The sequence below is a fragment of the Pseudoalteromonas sp. PAST1 genome (assembly GCF_021532515.1).
Classification (GTDB): domain Bacteria; phylum Pseudomonadota; class Gammaproteobacteria; order Enterobacterales; family Alteromonadaceae; genus Pseudoalteromonas; species Pseudoalteromonas simplex.
On sequence record NZ_JAKGBH010000003.1, the window covers coordinates 30725 to 52319 of the forward strand.

At 40.9% G+C, this 21595-nt stretch carries 17 protein-coding genes; 2 read left to right on the top strand and 15 right to left on the bottom strand.

The features are described 5' to 3' along the window. Nucleotides 1-15: 15 nt before the first annotated feature. The 9 genes from L1272_RS01875 to rppH all read right to left on the bottom strand — a co-directional run bounded on the left by L1272_RS01875 (nucleotide 16) and on the right by rppH (nucleotide 8908). Entirely contained in the window at nucleotides 16-609 is a 594-nt protein-coding gene (locus L1272_RS01875; protein WP_054554358.1) for a DUF4402 domain-containing protein, read from the bottom strand. A gap of 111 nt (nucleotides 610-720) precedes the next feature. Continuing rightward, nucleotides 721-1329 (bottom strand): SPOR domain-containing protein, encoded by a 609-nt coding sequence (locus tag L1272_RS01880; protein ID WP_082389317.1) that lies wholly within the window; start codon nucleotides 1327-1329, stop codon nucleotides 721-723. A gap of 73 nt (nucleotides 1330-1402) precedes the next feature. After that, nucleotides 1403-1870: an SPOR domain-containing protein gene (locus L1272_RS01885; protein WP_187490598.1), complete on the bottom strand. Its 468-nt coding sequence runs from the start codon at nucleotides 1868-1870 to the stop codon at nucleotides 1403-1405. Between the two features lie 470 nt (nucleotides 1871-2340). After that, entirely contained in the window at nucleotides 2341-3222 is an 882-nt protein-coding gene (gene galU / locus L1272_RS01890) for a UTP--glucose-1-phosphate uridylyltransferase GalU (protein ID WP_054554355.1), read from the bottom strand. A 26-nt stretch (nucleotides 3223-3248) separates the two neighbouring features. Then, complete coding sequence (locus L1272_RS01895; RefSeq protein WP_138600286.1) at nucleotides 3249-4100, bottom strand: thymidylate synthase; 852 nt, start codon at nucleotides 4098-4100, stop codon at nucleotides 3249-3251. 13 nt (nucleotides 4101-4113) lie between these two features. After that, on the bottom strand, nucleotides 4114-4917 hold the full coding sequence (lgt, locus tag L1272_RS01900) for a prolipoprotein diacylglyceryl transferase (RefSeq protein WP_054554353.1): 804 nt from the start codon (nucleotides 4915-4917) through the stop codon (nucleotides 4114-4116). A gap of 14 nt (nucleotides 4918-4931) precedes the next feature. Continuing rightward, complete coding sequence (locus L1272_RS01905; RefSeq protein ID WP_055020682.1) at nucleotides 4932-5741, bottom strand: sulfite exporter TauE/SafE family protein; 810 nt, start codon at nucleotides 5739-5741, stop codon at nucleotides 4932-4934. Between the two features lie 338 nt (nucleotides 5742-6079). Next, nucleotides 6080-8356, bottom strand: a complete 2277-nt coding sequence (gene ptsP / locus L1272_RS01910) for a phosphoenolpyruvate--protein phosphotransferase (protein WP_138600284.1) — start codon at nucleotides 8354-8356, stop codon at nucleotides 6080-6082. 33 nt (nucleotides 8357-8389) lie between these two features. Further along, entirely contained in the window at nucleotides 8390-8908 is a 519-nt protein-coding gene (gene rppH, locus L1272_RS01915; RefSeq protein ID WP_054554350.1) for an RNA pyrophosphohydrolase, read from the bottom strand. Nucleotides 8909-9448: 540 nt separating this feature from the next. Here rppH and mutH point away from each other — a divergent pair. Continuing rightward, complete coding sequence (mutH, locus tag L1272_RS01920) at nucleotides 9449-10120, top strand: DNA mismatch repair endonuclease MutH (RefSeq protein ID WP_054554349.1); 672 nt, start codon at nucleotides 9449-9451, stop codon at nucleotides 10118-10120. Here mutH and L1272_RS23175 read toward each other — a convergent pair. The 6 genes from L1272_RS23175 to rlmD all read right to left on the bottom strand — a co-directional run bounded on the left by L1272_RS23175 (nucleotide 10115) and on the right by rlmD (nucleotide 18722). Beyond that, complete coding sequence (locus L1272_RS23175) at nucleotides 10115-11083, bottom strand: prolyl hydroxylase family protein (protein ID WP_054554348.1); 969 nt, start codon at nucleotides 11081-11083, stop codon at nucleotides 10115-10117. The two genes, mutH and L1272_RS23175, sit on opposite strands and share 6 nt — an antisense overlap. A 155-nt stretch (nucleotides 11084-11238) precedes the next feature. Continuing rightward, entirely contained in the window at nucleotides 11239-12537 is a 1299-nt protein-coding gene (gene eno / locus L1272_RS01930; protein ID WP_062566760.1) for a phosphopyruvate hydratase, read from the bottom strand. A 100-nt stretch (nucleotides 12538-12637) separates the two neighbouring features. Beyond that, a complete protein-coding gene (locus L1272_RS01935; RefSeq protein ID WP_054554346.1) occupies nucleotides 12638-14272 on the bottom strand; it encodes a CTP synthase in 1635 nt (544 codons plus the stop codon). Between the two features lie 157 nt (nucleotides 14273-14429). Further along, nucleotides 14430-15230, bottom strand: coding sequence for a nucleoside triphosphate pyrophosphohydrolase (gene mazG, locus L1272_RS01940; protein WP_138600282.1), 801 nt, complete (start codon nucleotides 15228-15230; stop codon nucleotides 14430-14432). Beyond that, nucleotides 15230-17389, bottom strand: coding sequence for a GTP diphosphokinase (gene relA / locus L1272_RS01945; RefSeq protein WP_054554344.1), 2160 nt, complete (start codon nucleotides 17387-17389; stop codon nucleotides 15230-15232). Before relA ends, mazG begins: the two co-directional genes overlap by 1 nt. A gap of 7 nt (nucleotides 17390-17396) precedes the next feature. Then, complete coding sequence (gene rlmD / locus L1272_RS01950; RefSeq protein ID WP_138600280.1) at nucleotides 17397-18722, bottom strand: 23S rRNA (uracil(1939)-C(5))-methyltransferase RlmD; 1326 nt, start codon at nucleotides 18720-18722, stop codon at nucleotides 17397-17399. Nucleotides 18723-18802: 80 nt separating this feature from the next. Here rlmD and barA point away from each other — a divergent pair, with 80 nt between their 5' ends. Beyond that, the gene (barA, locus tag L1272_RS01955; protein ID WP_138600321.1) at nucleotides 18803-21571 is read left to right on the top strand and encodes a two-component sensor histidine kinase BarA; all 2769 of its coding nucleotides are present in this window, start codon (nucleotides 18803-18805) and stop codon (nucleotides 21569-21571) included. The last annotated feature ends 24 nt before the right edge of the window (nucleotides 21572-21595 follow it).

The following is a 21595-nucleotide window of genomic DNA, read 5'->3' on the forward strand; positions in this document are numbered from 1 at the left end:
AATTACCTAGTATTATTAGTAAGCAACTTCTAATTGGAAAGTGCCGGTATACTCAACATCACGATAAGGCTCAGATGACGCCGAATTTGAGGTAGATAAATTGGCACCAATGTTAAACTCAACACTGCCGTCTGCATCTGCTGTTAAATTTGGGCTGCCTGGAAGGTAATAAGCATTTGCATTTGGGCCTGAAGTAATAAAATACTTCCATTCATCAACAATAAAGTTTGGCTCATTTAAACCTTGTCCATCAGAAGCTAAAGTATTAGCAGTAGGATCAGTAATCGACAAACGCGCATTTGGCACCGCTTCCGATACCGTAAATGAAGCAGGAGACCCTTGCTCAATAATTGAAATAATCGCAGGAGATGCATCTGTTCTTGTTGAAACAGGGCTTGCATCAGGTTCTGGGTTAATTGTTAAAACAGCTTGCGCAGCACCTGAAGGATCGGCTACGGCACGAATAGTACCAAAATTTAGATCATTTCCTTTTGTTAAAACAACTGAGTTTTGAACCTTTACTGTTGCACTGAAAGATTCAGTAGTGGCATAAGAATAAAAAGCAGAAAATGCTAATGAGCATGCAATTAAAGAAAGAGGTAATTTCATATTAAGTCCTTATAAATAAATGGCTAAGCCATTTTGATGTATTTTAAGCTTTATCGACCTCTAGAACAAATACTTTAAGGTTAATCCCCTAATTTCCAAGAGGAAAGATACTTATAGCATCTCCCCAATAAAAGGGGCTGTCACACAAGTTTGCCCCATTCTTTTGGCTATCTCACAAAAAGCTGTCGCCTGAGTATAATTTGCAAATGGACCTGCTCGTAATCCATACAAGGTTACCCCTTTTTGCTCACGAGTTTTAAAGCGAAAATCTAGGTCATTTAAAACAGCAGGATAATCACGTTTAAGGTTCAAGACCTGATGTCTGACCTTTTTCGGCGTTAAATATAAACCTAATTGCACACCTGCTTCTGCTGCTTTGTTTGCAGCAATAATCGTTTCTAATGAGTCGATTGATGATGATTGCTGAGATTGTATTTGCTCACTTTGGTGATAGATCACATCATTTTGCGGCTCAAATGCCGATGGTTGTGCAGTTAAATCACTATTAGCCGAAAGTACCTCGATTAACAACGCAAGGTCTTTTTCCATTGCAGCAAGACGTTCAATGCTAGGCTGTTGATTTTGCCACTCGGCAGCAAATTGCTGTACCTGCTGTTCAGTATAAACAGGCTGGCTTTGTTCTTGGCTCATCATACATGCTGTTAAAGCAGTTAAGCAGATGGTTAACAATAAATATTTAGAGAAAATAGAAAAATGCATGGTGACGTCAATTCTAAAAAACAGACTTAAATCTTAGCAATAAAAATGCCACCTTTAGAGTGAATATTTGACGCTAAAAATAAATTCGATTATCTGTGTATTTACTAACCCAACAATCAATACCTTGTCGCTTAATAGCCGCGCAGTCAGCTTTCGCATTTTTTAAATACTTATAGCCTCCAAACTTTAAGCGGTAGAAAGTTCTATCATGCACATCTGCAACTTCAACATTCAAAATTGGTTTACCTTGAAAAATACTAGGCGCTTGTTTTGCCATTTTATGAAAGGTGACTTCTATTGCGGTCTCAGAGCTAACTGATGCTAACTGTAACGCAAAAGTATAATTAGGTTTTGTAGGTGCTAATATAGCAGCAGTGGCTAGGGTATTTTTTTGTGTAGCCGTTGATTGAAGCTCAGAACTAGTTTTTACATTAATTTGAAAAATAGGATCGATTAAGCGAAGAGCAAAACTTTGCATAGAATTAACGGTAGAGCTTAGCAGCAGCTCATTACTGCAACCAGAAACAGTTAATAACACCATTAGGTATATACTGCAGCGAAAAGGCTTGAAGTAATCTTTCATAATCAGGATTCTTAAACGTACCGTTAAAAAATTGCTTCTTACTTTGAAGAAGACTATCTGTTAGTACTTACCTGTACATCAAAAGCTAAAAGATAATTTAAGATATTGAAAATAAACACTAACATTATGTTTTTATTATAATTTCAGTTTAGTGCTTTAATTCGCTGCAAATCATGTTGTTAGTAAAAAGTAGCTTTATAACATAAACAATTTGCAGCAAAATTATTAATGCTTTTCATTACTCAGTTAACTAACTGAATTAGAGCAATTAATCACCATACTCATCTTAACAACCCTATAAGACAAAGGTATATCAGAAAAGTCCCTAATTTGTTAATAATCAACAATTGTCAGCTGCTTGTAAATAACAAAAAAGTGCCATATAGGCACTTTTTTAACATAATTTATTACTAAGTAAATAGAATTGGTTATTTAACCAACGACTTTATGAAGTCGCTCAATTCATCTTTGAATTCCTCACGTCGTAAAGCAAATTCAACGATGGCTTTTAAATAACCAATTTTGCTACCACAGTCATGGCTTTTACCTTTCATAGAGTATGCATCAACCGTTTCTTTTTCCATTAGCATGGCTATGGCATCTGTTAATTGAATTTCATCACCTGCCCCAGCTGGAGTTTTTGCAAGTAATGGCCAAATATTTTTGCTCAGTACATAGCGACCCACAACAGCAAGATTTGATGGAGCTTGATCAATAGGAGGCTTTTCAACCATATTCAAAATTGCGGCGCTTTCACCTTGATTGATTGTTACATCACCTAAGTCTACTACACCGAACTTGTCTACTTCGTTTTGCGGCACAGGCTCAACCATAATTTGGCTCTCACCGGTGGTTTCAAAACGCTGGATCATTTCAGCTAAGTTATCTTTTTTAAGATCGCTCGCAACATCATCGATGATCACATCCGGTAAGATAACAACAAACGGTTCATTACCTATAATAGGCGCCGCACAATTTATCGCATGACCAAGGCCTTTCGCTTCACCTTGACGAACGTGGATAATAGTCACATCTTTCGGGCAGATTGACTGTACTTCAGCAAGTAACTGACGTTTCACACGCTTTTCAAGTGTGGCTTCTAACTCAAAACTGGTATCAAAGTGGTTTTCAATTGAGTTTTTACTTGAATGCGTTACTAAAACAATTTCTTTAATTCCTGCTGATATTGCTTCATTTACAACGTACTGAATCAACGGGCGGTCAACAATAGGAAGCATTTCTTTAGGGATTGCTTTTGTTGCAGGTAACATACGCGTGCCAAGGCCAGCAACTGGGATCACTGCTTTCATTGATTTCTCCTTAAATTTTATTGTTCTTAAACTGAAAACGGATACTTAATTGCATCGTGACACTGATAACCTACTACTTCAAAATCATCTTTTGTAACCCAGCTTTCAATGTCTTCTAATGATTTAATATTTGGGTTTATTTTTAATTCTGGCGACGCGAAAGGCTCTCGCTTAAGTTGTACATCACGCATCAACTCAAGTTGGTTTTCATAAATATGCGCATTCGCTATTTTATGATACGCCTTACCCGGTTTATGTCCGGTTATTTGTGCAACTAAAGCAAGTAACACAAAACATTGAATTTGATTAAAGTTCAGACCCAGCGGCACATCACAGCTACGTTGGTATGATGTTAAGTATAAAGTATCGCCCAACAAAGAAAAGGTGTGCGTGTGCATACAAGGGCGTAAACAACCTAGCTCAAATTCACCTGGATTATAAAAAGTGACGATTTCACCGCGATCATCAATTCCTTTCGATAAGTTATCGATAACTTTTTTAAGCTGATCAAGGTGGCTACCATCAGGGCGTTGCCAACTGCGCCCTTGAACACCATACACACGGCCCATATCATCCTCACCACGACGATGCGGATTTTCAAGCCAAGCTTTGTTCTCGTTCGCATTGGCATTCCAAGTCATACAGCCGATATCACGAAACTGTGCAGCGCTGTCGTAACCACGTAAATAACCCAGTAACTCCGCTATCGCCGCTTTGTAAAAGCTCTTTCGCGTGGTGATGAGCGGAAACTTGTTATTTGCCACATCATATTCAAGATCGGCATTAATTACTGTTAAACATTTGGTTCCTGTGCGTTTGTTCTCAACCCACACACCTTCGTCAACAATACGCTGACATAAATCTAAATACTGTTTCATTGATTTGCTCTTGTTATGCTTTGCTTGCCACGCTTTGCTGCGGCTTTTTATAGGCCCATATTAACAAACCAAGGCCACCAATTACCATCGGCAATGACAGTATTTGACCCATAGAGATAACGCCTGCAAATAAACCTAAATGAGCATCTGGTTCACGGAAGTATTCAACAATAAACCTAAACGTACCATAGCCAAGTAAGAACACCCCAGCAACACTTCCCGCTGGACGAGGCTTTTTGATAAACCATTGTAAGATTAAGAACAGTACTAGGCCTTCTAAAAAGGCTTCGTATAATTGGGATGGATGACGTGGCTCTGGGCCACCTGTAGGAAAAACAAATGCCCAAGGTACATCTGTCACTCGGCCCCATAGTTCGCCATTAATAAAGTTACCAATACGTCCGGCTAATAAACCAAGCGGCACAAGTGGCACTACAAAGTCACCAACCTCAAACAATGATTTTTTACGGGTCCAAGCAAAAATTGCAATAGCTGTAATGACACCCAGGGTGCCGCCATGGAACGACATGCCACCTTGGTCAATTCTGAATAAATACAGTGGGTTTTCGATAAAGTAGCTGAACTGATAAAACAATACATAACCAATACGGCCACCGAGTATTACCCCGAGCATGCCGTAAAATAATAAGTCACTGACTTGTTCTTTTGTCCAACCAGAGTTGGGCTTTGCTGCTTGGCGATTAGCAAGCCACATCGCCAAAGCAAAACCAATTAAATACATTAAACCGTACCAACGTACGCTGAGCGGGCCTACCGAAAAAATAACCGGATCGATATCTGGAAATTGAAGAGCCATAAAAATAAAAACCTTTAACTAAACACCATTTTAAGCGCAATTATGACAAGTAATAGCGCGAATACTTTTTTTATTGTTGCCACAGGCAAGTAATGCGTAGCTTTGGCACCTATAGGCGCAATGAGCGACGAGGTAACCACAATCCCGACTAACGCAGGCAAATACACAAATCCGGCAAATCCATCACTGAAAGATGTTAATTGCCAGCCGGCAGATACGTAACCCACCGAGCCAAACAGCGCAATGACAATACCACAAGCAGCAGCACAACCAATGGCCTTTTTAATATCAACGGAAAAATAATGCAGTAGCGGCACAATAAGCGCCCCACCACCAATACCAATTAGTCCTGAAAGTGCCCCCATTATGGCACATAAAAAGCCAAGAATAGGCCCTGATGGAAGCGGCTTTTCACTGGCGGCTTTTTTTCGTGTCGATAACACCATTCTAAGTGCGATAAACACCACGCTACCGGCAAAAACAAAGCGCAGCAGCTGCTCAGGAATAAAGCTTGCTGCAAAGCCACTGATCAATGCGCCTAGGCCAACGCCAGTCATAACCCAAGGAGCAATTTCCCATGGCACGTTAGCATTACGATGATGAGCAAGGGCTGAAGACGTCGAGGTAAAAATAATGGATGCTAACGAGGTTGCTATCGCGATAACTAATACATGGCTTGGGTCGGCAACATTAAACGACACTAATAGCGCACTAAGTACTGGCACGATTATAAGACCGCCACCAATGCCTAATAAGCCTGCTAAAAATCCAACCACGCTGCCCAAAATTGCGCAGTACACCATTAAAAGTATTACATCATGCATAGCACACTCATATATTCAATTTGTTATATACATATACTAAACTAATATATATACCCAAACCACCTCAAGATGCGAGTTTCAGTTGGAATTAAAAGCGATTTAGGCAAGGCATTGATTGCAAGTAATAGTGGTTCTATTGTTAAAATCAATAACGCAGTATAAATCGCTTTTAAACCAACCCTTTGGGCGTTTCACAGGCACTTACTCTCATCGTTGTGACTTCTTAAAAGGGACTGCCATTGTTGCAAAGTAACGCCTTGATATTAAGCACCTGTGAAACGCTGAATTCTACATCTTGAGGTGGCTTGGGTATAAGTGCTTCACAGCACAATTTTCCCTCATGCTTGACCTTGGCTTGGGGTGTAAAATAGCTCACCGAGTTGATGTTCAATCATAAAGTTACGCGTTAACCTAAGTACATGTTTTGCAGTGGGTTGTAATAAACACTCAGCAAGTAACTTTTCCATATCACTGACATTTAATCGCCTAAGCACAAACTTAATTTTACTAATCGAAGCAAAGTTCATACTCAAGCTTCGATAACCCATTGCAATAAGCAGTAATGCGCCTTCTGGATCGCCGCCTAACTCACCACACAAGCTAAATGGCAGCTCATGTTGCTGACACTCCTGTGCTATTTTTAACAACACTCTAAGAACACTTGGGTGATAAGGATTAAATAGCTCAGCAACGCGGGCATTAGAGCGGTCAACTGCCAGCATATACTGGGTTAAATCGTTGCTACCTACAGAGCAAAAATCGACTTTTTGCGACCACTCTTCAAGCATAAATACACTCGAAGGTACTTCTAACATCACCCCGATTTCAGGGCGCTCAATGGCTTGTTCGGGGTATTGCTCACTTAACTCAAAATAGGCTTGTTCGAGCAGCTTTAAAGATTCATCGACTTCTTCTGAGCCACTGATCATCGGCAGCATAATTTTTAAATTCCCCAAACCAATGTTGGCTTTTAACATCGCCTTGAGTTGATCTAAAAATAGCTCGGGGTGATCTAAGGTCACACGAATACCACGCCAACCTAAAAATGGGTTTTCTTCGGTTATATTGAAGTAATCTAAAACTTTATCACCACCAATATCGAGTGTACGCATCACCACAGGATTAGGGTGGTAACTCGTTAGCACTTCGCGATACCAGTTTTCTTGTTCTGACTGTGAAGGAAATTGGCCTTTTTGCATAAACCAGGCTTCGGTGCGATAAAGACCTACCCCATCGCAAAATGGCTTATTGTCATGCTCGGTATTTAATTCAAGACCCGCGTTTAGTAACAAGCTAATGTGTTCGCCATCTTTAGTGACGGCATCTAGGTTTTGCTCTGCAACAAAACGGTCGTTCAATAAGGCTTCTTGATATTTAAGCTGGCTGTATTCCTCTTGCAGCATTTGTGAAGGAGAAATATATAAACGCCCTGCATAGGCGTCTAATATCATTTGCTTGCTTTCAAACTGCAATAAAGGCACATCTTCAATGCCCCAAATTGCTGGGATCCCCATAGCACGAGTTAAAATTGAAGCATGGCTATTTGCTGCACCATTAACACTTACAACCCCAGCAAGGTGTCCTTTAGGTACTTCAGCAAGCATCGCAGGAGTTAATGTACCAGCAATTAAAATCGTGTCTTTAGGGTAAGGTTTTGCCGCATGCTCAGTATTAACTAAGTGATGTAAAACCCGTAAACCAATATCTTTAACATCAACAGCGCGCTCTTTAATATAAGGGTCTTGCATGGCATTGAATTGAGTCACCAATTTTTCAATAACAATTTTCAGAGCACTTTTGGCGTTCCATCCTTGTTTTAATTGCGCTTCAACATTTTGACCAAGGCTTTTGGCATCGAGTAACTGCTGATAAACATCAAATACAGCAAGTGCCTCTTGCGGAATAGAGTCACTCAGTGTCATAGATAAGGTATTAAACTCGTTACGCGTCGCAGCCACAGCTTGGGTAAATAGCTTGCGCTGGGTGCTCACATCGTCGTCTTTTTGCAGTTCTATAGAGCTAAAGTCAAGTTTAGGGATCACTACAAAGGCTTCACCTATGGCAATACCCGGCGCACTTGATACCCCTTTTAATACTGAGGTTTGGTGTGAAAACTCATCGACACGTAATATTTCTTTTATTTCTGCATGCGCTAACTGAGAAGCTAGCTGGGCCGAGAGCGTAATTAAGAATGACTCTTCGTCAGGGCTAAAAACACGGGCTAGTTTTTGTTGAACAACAATAACGCCTAAAACCTTTTTCTGATGCACGACTGGCACTGATAAAAACGCGTTATAGCCTTCTTCATTAACTTCAGGTGAGAGTTTAAAACGAGGGTGAGATTTAGCAAAAGCTATATTAATGGGCTCTTCACGCTGAGCAACAAGGCCAACGAGACCTTCGGTAAAGCCTATACGAAACTTACCCACGGCATCTGGGTTGAGGCCTTGGGTGGCCATCAATACAAAGTTATCTTGGCTATAATCGGCAAAATAAATCGAGCAGCACTGTGTTTGCATGGCATCTTTTACCATTTGCACAAAACACCCCAGCGCACTGTTTAAGTCCGCCTGTTGCGACACTGCCTCAGCAATTGATCTGAGCGTGGCTAACATGATGCTGCTCCTTTGATTTAAATAAGGTTGCCCTTATCGTTTATGTCGCCAATGATCTTTGTGTTGCTCTCGTTTATTAAACGGCATTGCAAACGGAGCAAACTCTTTCATTACTCGACGATATACATCGCGCTTAAACGAAACAACTTGCCTAACCGGATACCAATAACTCACCCATCGCCAATCATCAAACTCGGGGTGATGAGTTTTAAGTAAATTTACATCTTCATCTTTACAACGAAGTTTCAGTAAAAACCATTTTTGTTTTTGCCCAATGCACACAGGACTTGAGTCTCTGCGAATTAAACGCTTGGGTAATTTATAGCGTAACCAATGTTTAGAACTTGCGACGATCTCAACGTCTTCAGGAAGCAAGCCCACTTCTTCGTGTAATTCTCTGTACATGGTTTGCTCAGCAGTTTCGCCGTCATCCACACCACCTTGGGGAAATTGCCAAGAGTGCTGACCATAGCGACGAGCCCAAAATACTTGTCCCTGATTATTGCAAATTACAATTCCGACATTGGCACGAAAACCTTCGGCATCAATCACCTTAGTGCCTCATTTGTAAGTCGATTTTTATTGATTGTTCCACATAACCTGCGATACAGCAAACACTTTACACCTAAGCCTAAATTAGATTGAAAAATTATTTTTTAACAAACATGTTTAATCAAGGTGTTACGAAGTAATTATCATAAAAATGTGCTGTTTGATTAAAATAACTATTTACAACCGTATTTTCATCACCTTACCCACAGCTTGTGCATAACTTTTGTAAATCATGCCTAAATTGCAAACAAATCCACAATCAACAGTTTAAATATCCACTTTCTCCACAGAAACTGTGGATAAACATGTTTATATATCTGTATTTATACAAACAACTGATTAATTAATGAAATGGAAACACCTTACAAAAACAGCAAAATAGATAAATATCAATTAGTTAAGGTATGACACCTCAAAATAAAACTGATTATTTTTAGCCCACACTTAACGTGCGCAAAAAACACCCAAACACAAAGATATCCACTAAGGCGTGCATTTGCTATCATGAACCGGATAAATAGACAATAAAATAAACGCCTTATGCGACCAATAAAACCCGCTTCTATAAACGAATTAATGCAACGTGTTGATGCTATTGCTGGCCTCACCCTAGGGCAATTAGCTGAGCAATATCAATTTAAAACCCCTGACGATTTACTTCGTGAAAAAGGCTGGACCGGGCAACTTATCGAATATGTGCTTGGCGCAACAGCGGGTTCAAAACCAACACCTGATTTTGAAGAGTTAGGCATTGAGCTAAAAACCTTGCCGATTTCATTTAAAGGCAAACCTCTCGAAACAACCTTTGTTTCGGTAACGCCGCTATTAAATGTGACAGGAATGACTTGGCAGCAAAGCACGGTTCGTAAAAAGTTGAATCATGTTTTATGGCTACCGATTTTAGGCGAACGTGAGATACTGCCTTTTCACCGTACCATAGGCAGTGGCTTTTTATGGCAGCCAAGTGCAGAGCAAGATGCCCTTTTACAGCGTGATTGGGAAGAACAAATGGAGCTAATCGCCCTTGGTCGCGTAGATGAAATTTCGGGTCATTTAGGCGATGTAATGCAAATAAGGCCAAAAGCTGCCAATAGCAAAGCGCTGACTGATGCAATTGGCCCGAATGGCCAGATAGTACAAACCTTACCTCGCGGCTTTTATCTAAAAACCAGCTTTACCGGCGAGATCCTAAAACAACAATTTCAGCTATGAATTCCAAATAGAAGCTCTTAACCAGAATGGTTTTTCTCTGAACCATAGAGTACAAATCCATTTTTCACCATCAATTACTGGTTTTCCAGAATGTACTGAACTTTTATCAACTTTAGTATCAAGCATATTGTTAAATTGAATTAACTGACCTGCTTTCGCTGATACTTCTAATTCCCAAAACTTAAAGGCAGTCTCCCCACCTTTAAACCCCTCATTAAGGTTTAAAATGATTGTTTTTTTTCGTTGCCCAAAAAAGTCTATTTCTTTTTGGGCTGCACTATTGCTCGGGGTGATAAAGTCATAGTGCCATTTATACTGCTGTCCTTTTTTATATCGATAAATGATAGCTGGTTCAGCATACTTCAAATCAAAAATATTATTAATACACATATATCTTTGAATAAGTGCCGTGAAAAAATCATTGACTGGTAAAGTAACAATATGTTGATCATTATTTCGAATTGAATCTACTTTCTGATGCTTTTGTTGTTCCGAATAAAGTTTAGCATCAGTTAATTTTTCTTTGGCAAATCCAATCACTTTTTGTAGGGCTTCATCATTCATTTTACTGTCGAGTAAGTTAACTCGAGAATCACCAAGATTTTGCGATACAGGAAGGGGTAACAACATTTGAATTAGTTGAGTCAGCTCTTCAGTTAACAACTCATTAATCTCAGGGACTTTACTAACTAGATGAGGCGAGGCTTTCAATAGCTGACACTTTTGAAACTGCAATTTAGGCCAATACTCAAACAACAATTCAAGTTCATTTAAATTATGATACTTTGCAATTAGAAGGCAGTTAATCAATTCATCATGTAGCAAAGAAGATGATATAGCATGGTAAAACCAAGCTCTCGCAAAGTCTTTATTTTTAACCGCGTAATCAATTATGGCCGAATTTTCAACTATTTTGCCATTGAACCGCGCTTCTAATAATTCAAAAATTAACTTGCCAGCCACATTACCCTCAGATTAAATAGAACAAAACACAATAATCTTTAAAACATTATCATTTTTATATTGATTACAAAAGCTTGCTGTTACTACTTAAAGTTTACGCTATAAAAAAACCTCCCGAAGGAGGTTTTTAAGGTCTTGATGAGCTAAAAGCCAGATTACTGACCTTTAACCTCTTTAAGACCATTGTAAGGTGCTTTCTCACCTAATACTTCTTCAATGCGAAGTAATTGGTTGTACTTAGCAATACGGTCAGAACGGCTTAATGAACCCGTTTTGATTTGACCCGCTGCAGTACCTACTGCTAAATCAGCAATTGTTGCATCTTCAGTTTCACCTGAACGGTGTGAGATAACAGCTGTGAAGCCAGCGTCTTTAGCCATTTTGATAGCAGCAAGCGTTTCAGTTAATGAACCGATTTGGTTGAACTTGATTAGGATTGAGTTAGCAATACCGTTATCAATACCACGCTTTAAGATCTTTGTGTTAGTTACGAAAAGATCATCACCTACTAATTGTACTTTGTCGCCAATTAGTTGTGTTTGGTGTGCGAAACCATCCCAATCCGACTCATCTAAGCCGTCTTCTATTGAAACAATTGGGTATTGCTCTGTAAGGCCTTTAAGGAAGTGGTTGAATTCTTCAGAAGTGAATTTTTTACCTTCGCCTTTAAGGTCGTAGATATTTGCTTCTTTGTCGTAGAACTCAGATGCCGCACAGTCTAGAGCTAGAGTGATATCTTTACCAAGCTCATAACCTGCATTTGCAACAGCGACCTTGATTGCAGCAAGTGCCGCTTCGTTTGATTCAAGGTTAGGAGCAAAACCACCTTCATCACCTACTGATGTAGAGTGACCTTCAGCTTTAAGTACTTTTGCTAGGCTGTGGAAAACTTCAGCGCCCATGCGCAACGCTTCACGGAAGTTTGTAGCGCCAACTGGCTGGATCATGAACTCTTGAATATCAACAGAGTTATCAGCGTGCTCACCACCATTGATGATGTTCATCATAGGTAATGGCATTGAGTAAACACCTGGTGTGCCGTTTAAGTCTGCAATGTGCTCATAAAGCTCTACGCCTTTAGAGTTAGCAGCCGCTTTAGCTGTTGCTAAAGACACAGCTAAGATAGCATTTGCACCTAATTTTTCTTTGTTTTCAGTACCATCTAAGTCAAGCATTACTTGGTCAACCGCTTTTTGATCAACTGCGTTTTGACCTTTAAGCGCTTCAGCGATTTCGTTATTGATATAGCCTACTGCTTTTAAAACACCTTTACCTAGGTAACGTGCTTTATCACCATCACGTAATTCAAGCGCTTCGCGAGTACCTGTTGATGCACCAGAAGGTGCTGCAGCACGGCCCCATGAACCATCAGCTAAATGTACATCAGCTTCAACAGTTGGGTTACCACGCGAGTCCATGATTTCGCGACCAATCACTTTTACGATTTCTGACATCTTGATTCCTCTTTTCCCGAAAATGGTGAGTTAGTGCCAGCTTTATTGTTGCTGGCTTTTTAAAACAAATAAGCCGTGCATATAGCACGGCCTATTTAAATTACGATGACGCTTTTTGGTGAGTGTGTGCAGCTGCAACAAACCCTTCAAACAGCGGGTGACCATCACGTGGCGTTGACGTAAATTCCGGATGGAATTGCGCGGCAATAAACCAAGGGTGATCTTTATTCTCGATGATTTCGACTAGTTTCTTATCTTCAGATAAACCAGTGAAACTTAAGCCAGCTTTTTCAAGCTGCTCTACAAAGTGGTTATTCACTTCATAACGGTGACGGTGACGTTCAACTATTTCGTCACTTCCGTATACTTCGCTTACTTTTGAACCTGGTGTTAAGTGACACTTCTGTGCACCTAAACGCATAGTGCCACCAAGGTCAGATTGCTCATCACGGATTTCAACGTTACCGTCAGCATCTTGCCACTCTGTGATTAAACCAACAACTGGGTGCGCAGAGTTTGCGTTAAACTCAGTTGAGTTTGCATCTTCAAGGCCTGCAACGTTACGCGCATATTCAATAAGCGCTACTTGCATACCTAAACAAATGCCTAAGTAAGGAACTTTGTTTTCACGTGCATATTTAGCCGCTAAGATCTTACCTTCAACACCACGGCCGCCGAAGCCACCTGGTACTAAGATAGCATCAAGGTGAGACAGTAACTCAGTACCTTTGCTTTCTAAGTCTTGTGAATCAACATATTCGATGTTCACAGTTAAACGGTTTTTCAGACCCGCATGCTTTAATGCTTCGTTTACTGATTTATATGCATCTGGTAGTTCTATGTACTTACCAACCATACCAATTGTCACTTCACCTGTCGGGTTAGACTCTTGATATAACACTTGTTCCCATTCAGATAAATCTGCTTCTGGGCACTCAAGGTAGAAACGACGACATACGAAGTTATCTAATTCTTGTGACTTAAGTAACGCAGGGATCTTATAGATGCTTTCTACGTCTGGTAATGAAATAACGGCTTTCTCTTCAACGTTAGTGAAAAGTGCAATCTTCGCACGCTCGTTATTTGGTAATTTACGATCAGAACGACAGATCAAGATATCAGGTTGGATACCAATCGAACGTAATTCTTTTACTGAATGTTGTGTTGGCTTAGTTTTAACTTCACCTGCAGGGCCTAAGAATGGCACTAGCGTTAGGTGGATAAACAATGCGCGCTCACGGCCAATTTCAGTGCCAAGCTGACGAATTGCTTCTAAGAATGGTTGTGACTCGATGTCACCAACTGTACCGCCAATTTCAACGATTGCTACATCGCGACCTTCAGCACCGTCGTATACACGTTGCTTAATGTCGTTTGTGATGTGTGGAATAACCTGAATTGTTGCACCAAGGTACTCACCACGACGCTCACGTCGTAATACATCTTCATAAACACGACCTTGTGTGAAGTTGTTGCGGCTAGTCATCTTGGTACGGATGAAACGCTCATAGTGACCTAAGTCAAGGTCAGTCTCTGCACCGTCTTCAGTTACAAATACTTCACCGTGCTGAATTGGGCTCATAGTGCCTGGGTCAACGTTAATGTAAGGATCCAGCTTTAAAATAGTCACGTTAAGACCACGTGCTTCTAAAATAGCGGCTAATGACGCTGCTGCAATACCCTTACCCAACGAAGAAACAACCCCGCCAGTTACGAAGATAAATTTTGTACTCATGCGAACCCTAGAATATCAGGAATTAAAAGGAATAATATAGAATCAAGACGGGGCGATATTGTAGCAAAGGGACTGCTATCAATCCAGATAAAATTAGCAAATAAGTGAACAAAAAACGAGCTTGGTTACGCTGTACCCAAGCCGTATCATAACTTACTTAGTTTGCCTGCTTTTTAATGGCTTCCCATGCGTTGTCCATTTCTTCGAGGCTAGCCGTCTCTAAACTTTGACCACGTTCACCTAAGTAAGCAGCCACTTTTTCAAAGCGTGACGCGAACTTAGCATTGGCACTTCGTAATAATTGCTCAGGGTCACGTTTAATATGACGGGCTACATTTACCGTTGCAAAAAGTAAATCACCCAACTCCTCTGCACTATGATCAGAGTTAGGATCATGAGCCAGTGCTTCTTTAACTTCGTCTACTTCTTCAGCAACTTTATCGAGTGCCCCATGATAACTTGGCCAATCAAACCCTAGGCTTGCTACACGCTGTTGAATCTTCTTCGCTTTTGATAAGCCCGGCATCGCATCAGGAATATCTTGCCATAAACTCATTTGTGGAGAGGCGGTTTTTTCTGCTCGCTCTCGTGCTTTAATAGCTTGCCACTGCGCTGAAAGCTCAGCGTCCGACAGCTCACTTTGCTTTGCAAAGACATGGGGATGACGACGAACTAATTTATCATTAAGCGTATTAGCCACATCGGCAAAATCAAATAAGCCCTGCTCTTTAGCAAGTTGAGCATAAAAAATAACTTGAAAAAGTAAATCGCCAAGCTCACTTTTAAGCTCAGTGAATTCACCTTTTTCAATGCAGTCTGCTACTTCATAAGCTTCTTCAAGGGTATGCGGCACAATCGATTTAAAGTCTTGTTTTAAATCCCACGGGCACCCAGATTCTGGGTCCCGAAGTTTGGCCATAATTGCAAGCGATTGCTCAATTGCCTGTTTATCACTCATTACGAATGACCACGCTTTGCATCATGCACACCTTCGATTTGGTGTAGCTTAGACAATAAGCGGTTAGTACTCGATAGGTCATGCACTTCAACCTGCATTGAAAACAGCGCAAGTTGCTTATCTTCAATTGTGTTGACGTTCATGTTCAGCACATTCACTTTTTCGTTTGCAAGCACTGAGCTGATATCTCGAATAAGACCTGAGCGGTCAGTGGCTTCAACTTTTATCGTTAATGAGTAAGAGCCATTAATGTCGTCTGACCAACTTACTGATATCACCCGCTCAGGATGCTTCTGGCGAAGTTTCTCAAACGAATCACAATCCTCTCGGTGAACTGCAATCCCTCGGCCTTGCGTAATGTAGCCGATGATTTCATCACCCGGCACGGGCCGGCAGCATTTAGCAACATGGCTCATTAAGCTACCTACCCCATCAACAACAATACCGTTCTTATCGCCAGTGACACTTTTTGGTTTTTTAAACTTAATTTGTGGTTCGTCATGCTCACGGTCACTAATAAAGTTTAATAACTGGTTTAAGCGAACATCCCCAGCACCTACCGCAACCATAAGGTCGTCAAGGCCTTTAAGGTTAAAACGCTCAATTGCTGGCGCTAGATCTTTGGTCGATAAATCCAGCTTTTGCAGCTCAGTTTCAAGAATCTCTTTACCGGCACTTAAGTTTTTATCGCGATCCAGCTGCTTAAACCAATGATGGATTTTAGAACGAGCTCGTGATGACTTAATATAACCAAGCGATGGGTTTAACCAATCACGGCTTGGATTAGGCTGCTTTTGAGTTAAAATTTCAACCTGATCACCGGTACTTAATTGATGAGTAAAGGGTACGATTTTGCCGAACACTTTTGCACCAATACAGCGATGCCCTACGTTTGAGTGAATGTAATAAGCAAAATCAAGTGGTGTTGCACCCAGCGGTAAATCGAAAATATCACCCTTAGGCGTAAACACATAAACGCGGTCTTCTACTACTTGGTTTTTAAGCTCTTCCGCAAGATCACTACCATCAACAACTTCTTCTTGCCATTGCAGTAACTTACGTAACCAACTAATTTTTTGCTCGTAGCCCGACCCACGCCCTGGCAATGCACCTTCTTTGTACATCCAGTGCGCAGCAACACCTAGCTCAGCATCTTGGTGCATTTCGCTCGTACGGATTTGAATTTCAACGGTTTTACCCTCTGGGCCAAATACCACGGTATGAATTGACTGATAACCGTTTTGTTTAGGTGTTGCGATGTAATCATCAAATTCTTTATTTAAATGGCGCCAGTTAGTATGAACGATACCTAACGCCGCGTAACAATCTTGCAGGCGCTCTACCACTATGCGCATAGCGCGAATGTCAAAAAGCTGGTCGAACTCATAATTCTTCTGTGCCATTTTTTTGTAGATGCTGTAGATATGCTTAGGGCGACCATACACCTCACCTTCAATACCCGCCTCAGCCAAGCGTGCTTTAACTAAAGCAACCATGTTCTCCATGTAAGCTTCACGGGCAAGGCGCTTATCATCTAGCTGTTTAGCGATATTTTTATAGGTATCTGGATGCAGATAACGGAACGACAGGTCTTCAAGTTCCCACTTAAGCTGGCCAATCCCTAAACGGTTAGCAAGGGGGGCAAAAATGTCGCGAGTTTCTTTAGCGGCAATAACGCGCTCTTCTTCACTGGCGTCTTTAACATCACGCAAGTGGCACACTTGCTCCGCCAGTTTAATCACTACAGCCCGCACATCTTCAACCATGGCTAATAACATGCGGCGGATATTATCAATTTGTACAGTGCCTTTCCCTTGGTGGGCTAAGGTACTGATGGTCGCCATTTGGCTTACTCCAGTTAGTAATAATGCAACGTGGTTACCCAGCTTTTCAGTGACTGTCTCTATCGAGATTTTTTCAGCTAAAAAATAAGGCGTTAAAAAAGCAGTAGCAAGGGAATCTGCGTCTAAATTTAGCTCAGCTAAAATCTCCACCATTTCAATGGCTGTGTTTTCACGTTTTGCATCATCGCAATGCAGGCACAGTTGGTGAGCCTGCTCTAATAAGGTATGTTTGTCTTCTGTTAGCGCTAACAGCTCGATACGGCTGGCAAAATCACTCGGCTTAGTTAGCTGATGTGACTGTCTAGTGGCTACCATGTGCGCTTTACCTCCTGTGAAATAACGCCATCGTTTCAATATGCCCGGTATGCGGGAACATATTCATAAGCCCAATTTTTTCAATGCTAAAGCCTGCTTGTAAAATAATTGCACTGTCACGGGCTAAAGTAACAGGATCACAAGAGACGTATAAAATCGTTTTAAACTGAGTAAGTGGTAACTGCTCTAAAATAGCCATTGCACCAGTACGTGATGGATCAAGTACTAACACGTCAAGTTCGGCACTAAACCAAGCAGCTGATTGCAGTGATTTTGTTAAATCAAAACAATAAAAATCGGTATTCGACAATGAGTTAGTTTGCGCATTTTGTTTTGCTAATGCAACCGCAGAATCGACCCCTTCAACACCAATAACATATTTAGCATACTTTGCAATCAATAATGAAAAGTTACCAATGCCACAAAACAAATCCAATACCTGCTCATGACCTTGTAAATCAAGCCACTGTTTTGCTTGATACAGCATAGCTTGGTTTACTTGCGGGTTAACTTGAATAAAGTTTTCAAGGCCAAACTCAAAGCGTAAATCATAAGCCGGTATCTGGTAGTACGGCATTGGATGGTCACTGTGATCAATTTCGCCACTGTGTGACTGCCACACAACACGCCAGCTATATTCATCACACGCTGCGACTACAATAGCTTTTAACTCTGCGTTAATGGCTTTGGTATGCCTAATAACCACAAAGGCCGCGTTATCAGCTTCACATAATTGTAAGTGACTAATGCTACTCAGACCTGAATGGCTGTTGATAAGAACATCAAAAACTGAAAAAACGTCTTTAAAAGTGCCGCTCAGCACATCACAGTTTTCTATGCTCACTAATTGTTTAGAACCTTGAGCCCGATACCCTACTCGCATTTTCTTTGCGGCTTTGTCGTGCATTACGGCAATGCGCGCAGAGCGACGATAATGGCGCTCTTCACTAAGCAGAGGTGCTTGCCAATTTAAGTTATCAGCTTTGGCAAACTTGCTAAACAGCTGACTCACCGCCGCTTGCTTCTCAACCAATTGCTGCTCTGCATCAAGGTGCTGTAGCTGACAACCACCACAAACCTGATAATGCTGGCAAAAAGGAGTAACCCTATGCGCTGAGGCTGATAGCACTTTTTTACAATCAGCACTGGCAAAGCGTGCCTTATCTTCAATCAATAATGCTTTTACTTCTTCACCCGGCAAAGCACCATTAACAAAACAGACTTTATTTCCCTGCTTAGCAACTCCCCGTCCTTGGTGATCCATAGCAGTGACATTCAGGGTTAGCATTTTTTGCGAAACGGATTTCTTTTTGGCTTTGAAAATCTGTGCCATTGGGCAACACCTTAATTATTGATAAAGCGGGAGTAAGTATATACTCTTAAACAACGATAATAATGATAACAACATTCTTTATGACTAAATTTGGCTTACGTGACTCAGTCTTAACCCTTACACTTATACCGACTGTGATCATAGGCTTGTTGCTGGGCGGTTATTTTACAATAAATCGTTACATTGAGCTCGATGAAATTTTGTATCAACAGGGCGTGACTATTATTGAGCCCCTCGCCATTGCTGTTGAGCAACCGCTATTAAAGCGTGATAAAGCCTTATTAACTCGCTTAGTTAGTCATACGCACAACAAACACTCCCCTGCTATCCAATCAATTGCTATTTTTGATGAAAACAATGAGTTAGTGATTTTTAGTAAATACCAAAGTGAGTTCAAAGAAATTGTTAGCAGCAATGCAAACAACATGGATGGCATCCAAGTACAAAATTCTGAGCACTATTTAACATTCTCCACTGCCATAATTAATCATAGCCGCCAAGACACGATTTGGAATCATCACAGCTATCAAGCATCACTTGGTACTGTGGTGATCATGCTTAACAAACAACAAGCCATTATTGGCCAGCAACGAGCATTATTGGTCAGTGGCGTAGTGATATTACTCGCGCTCATACTTGCTATCGTATTAGCGTTTAGACTAACTCGCATGTTTATTCAGCCTCTTAATAAGTTAGTACTAGCTACCGACAAGCTTATTGAAGGTAAAGTAGACACTGGACTTGATCAAAAAATGTTTGGTGAGTTTGAGTTATTACGCACAGGTTTAAATACCATTGCAGAAACCATGGTCGTGCAACGTGATGAGATGCAAAAGCACATTGACCAAGCAACCTCTGATTACCGTGAAACACTCGAACAATACGAAACCCAAAATATTCAGTTAAGTATTGCTAAAAAAGATGCACAAGATGCGAACCGAGTAAAATCAGACTTCTTAGCTAAAATGAGTCATGAGTTACGCACACCTTTAAACGGTGTAATTGGTTTTACTCGCCAGCTTTATAAGACTCCGCTGAATAAGCATCAAAAAGATTATCTTGATACCATTGAACTGTCGGCAAATAGTTTACTTACCATTATCAGCGATATTTTAGACTTTTCGAAATTAGAAGCCGGAGCCATGGAGCTTGAGTCAATGCAATTCCAGCTCCGTGACAATATTAATGAAGTTATGACCTTGTTGGCACCAAGTGCTCACGAAAAACAACTTGAACTATCGATATTTATCCACCCACAAGTACCCGACAACTTAACTGGCGACCCGACCCGCTTTAAACAAATTTTAATCAACCTGTTAAGTAATGCCATTAAGTTTACTGAAAAAGGCTCAATCAAAGTTGATGTTGGCTATCGCTTATTAGATGAAGAACGCGCCTCTATTTTAGTGTCTGTCACCGACACTGGTGTAGGCATCCCAATGGATAAACAAGATGCGTTATTTACCCCATTTGGCCAGGCTGACTCTAGTATCACCCGTAAATTTGGTGGCACAGGTCTTGGGCTAATCATCACTAAGCATATTGTTGAAGCGATGAATGGCCGTATCACCCTAAACTCAGCACCTGGTAATGGTACCTGCTTTACGTTCAATGCCGTATTCAGAACGCCAAGTAACTCAATTACCAGTGACTTACCGACTCAATCATTAATTAATAAACGTATTCTTTACCTTGAACCTCACGAGCATACACACCAAGCGACTCTGTCATTGCTCAATGAGTGGCAAGCACGAGTAACTGCCTGCTTAGATGAAGAAAGTTTCTTAGCTGAGATTAACAAAGACTTCAGTTACGATATTTGTATTATCGGTCATACAGCTGCAATTGATGATATGCAACAGCTCAAGAGTTATGTAAAAGCCGTTCGCCCTGTCACTGACTATCTTTACCTTATGCTCAATACAGTTTCGCATAATATGCGCGAAGCCTTTATTGGCAGCGGAGCAGATGCGTGCTTAAGCAAACCACTTAACCACCGTAAATTATGCGAAGTGCTTGCTGCACCTTATCGCCTTGATCACCCTGTACATAACATTGAACAAGGCGATGAAAAACTATTACCGCTAAAAGTACTGGTTGTAGACGATAACGATGCCAACCTTAAACTTATTTGCACCTTGCTTGATGAACAAATAGAACTGATAGATACCGCACACAACGGTTCACAAGCTTACAGCTTAAGTAAAAGCCACAAATATGACTTAATCTTCATGGACATCCAAATGCCAATTATGGATGGTATTACCGCATGTAAACTTATTCGCGAGTCATCTCTTAATGAAGATACCCCTATCATTGCTGTAACCGCTCACGCCCTAGCGGGTGAAAAAGAACAGCTACTTAAGGATGGTTTTAAAGGCTATTTAACCAAACCTATTGATGAAGATATGCTAAAGCAGATAATTAGCGATCATAGTCCACAATCACCGATTAACCGCGAACGCAACAAAGTTCCGGCAATTAATTCAGAGCCTCCATTTGAAAGTGCCCGCTTAGACTGGCAGTTAGCACTACAACGTGCTGGCGGTAAAGAAGAGCTAGCACTAGAAATGCTCAATATGTTATTACTCAGCGTGCCGGAAACCTTGCGTCTGCTCAATGAAGCTATAGAAAAAGAAGATTGTGAACATGTGCTTAGCATTGTGCACAAGTTCCATGGCGCATGTTGTTACACTGGTGTGCCAAAACTTAAATCCCTCGCCGAAACACTCGAGACAGCACTAAAAGGTGATTGCGATTTAAATTACATTGAGCCTGAATTGTTTGAGCTTGTTGATGAGCTAAATAATTTGTTGAGCGATGCTGGAATGCTTGAGCAGCAACGTTAAAAGTTACGAAGGATATCAAGGAAG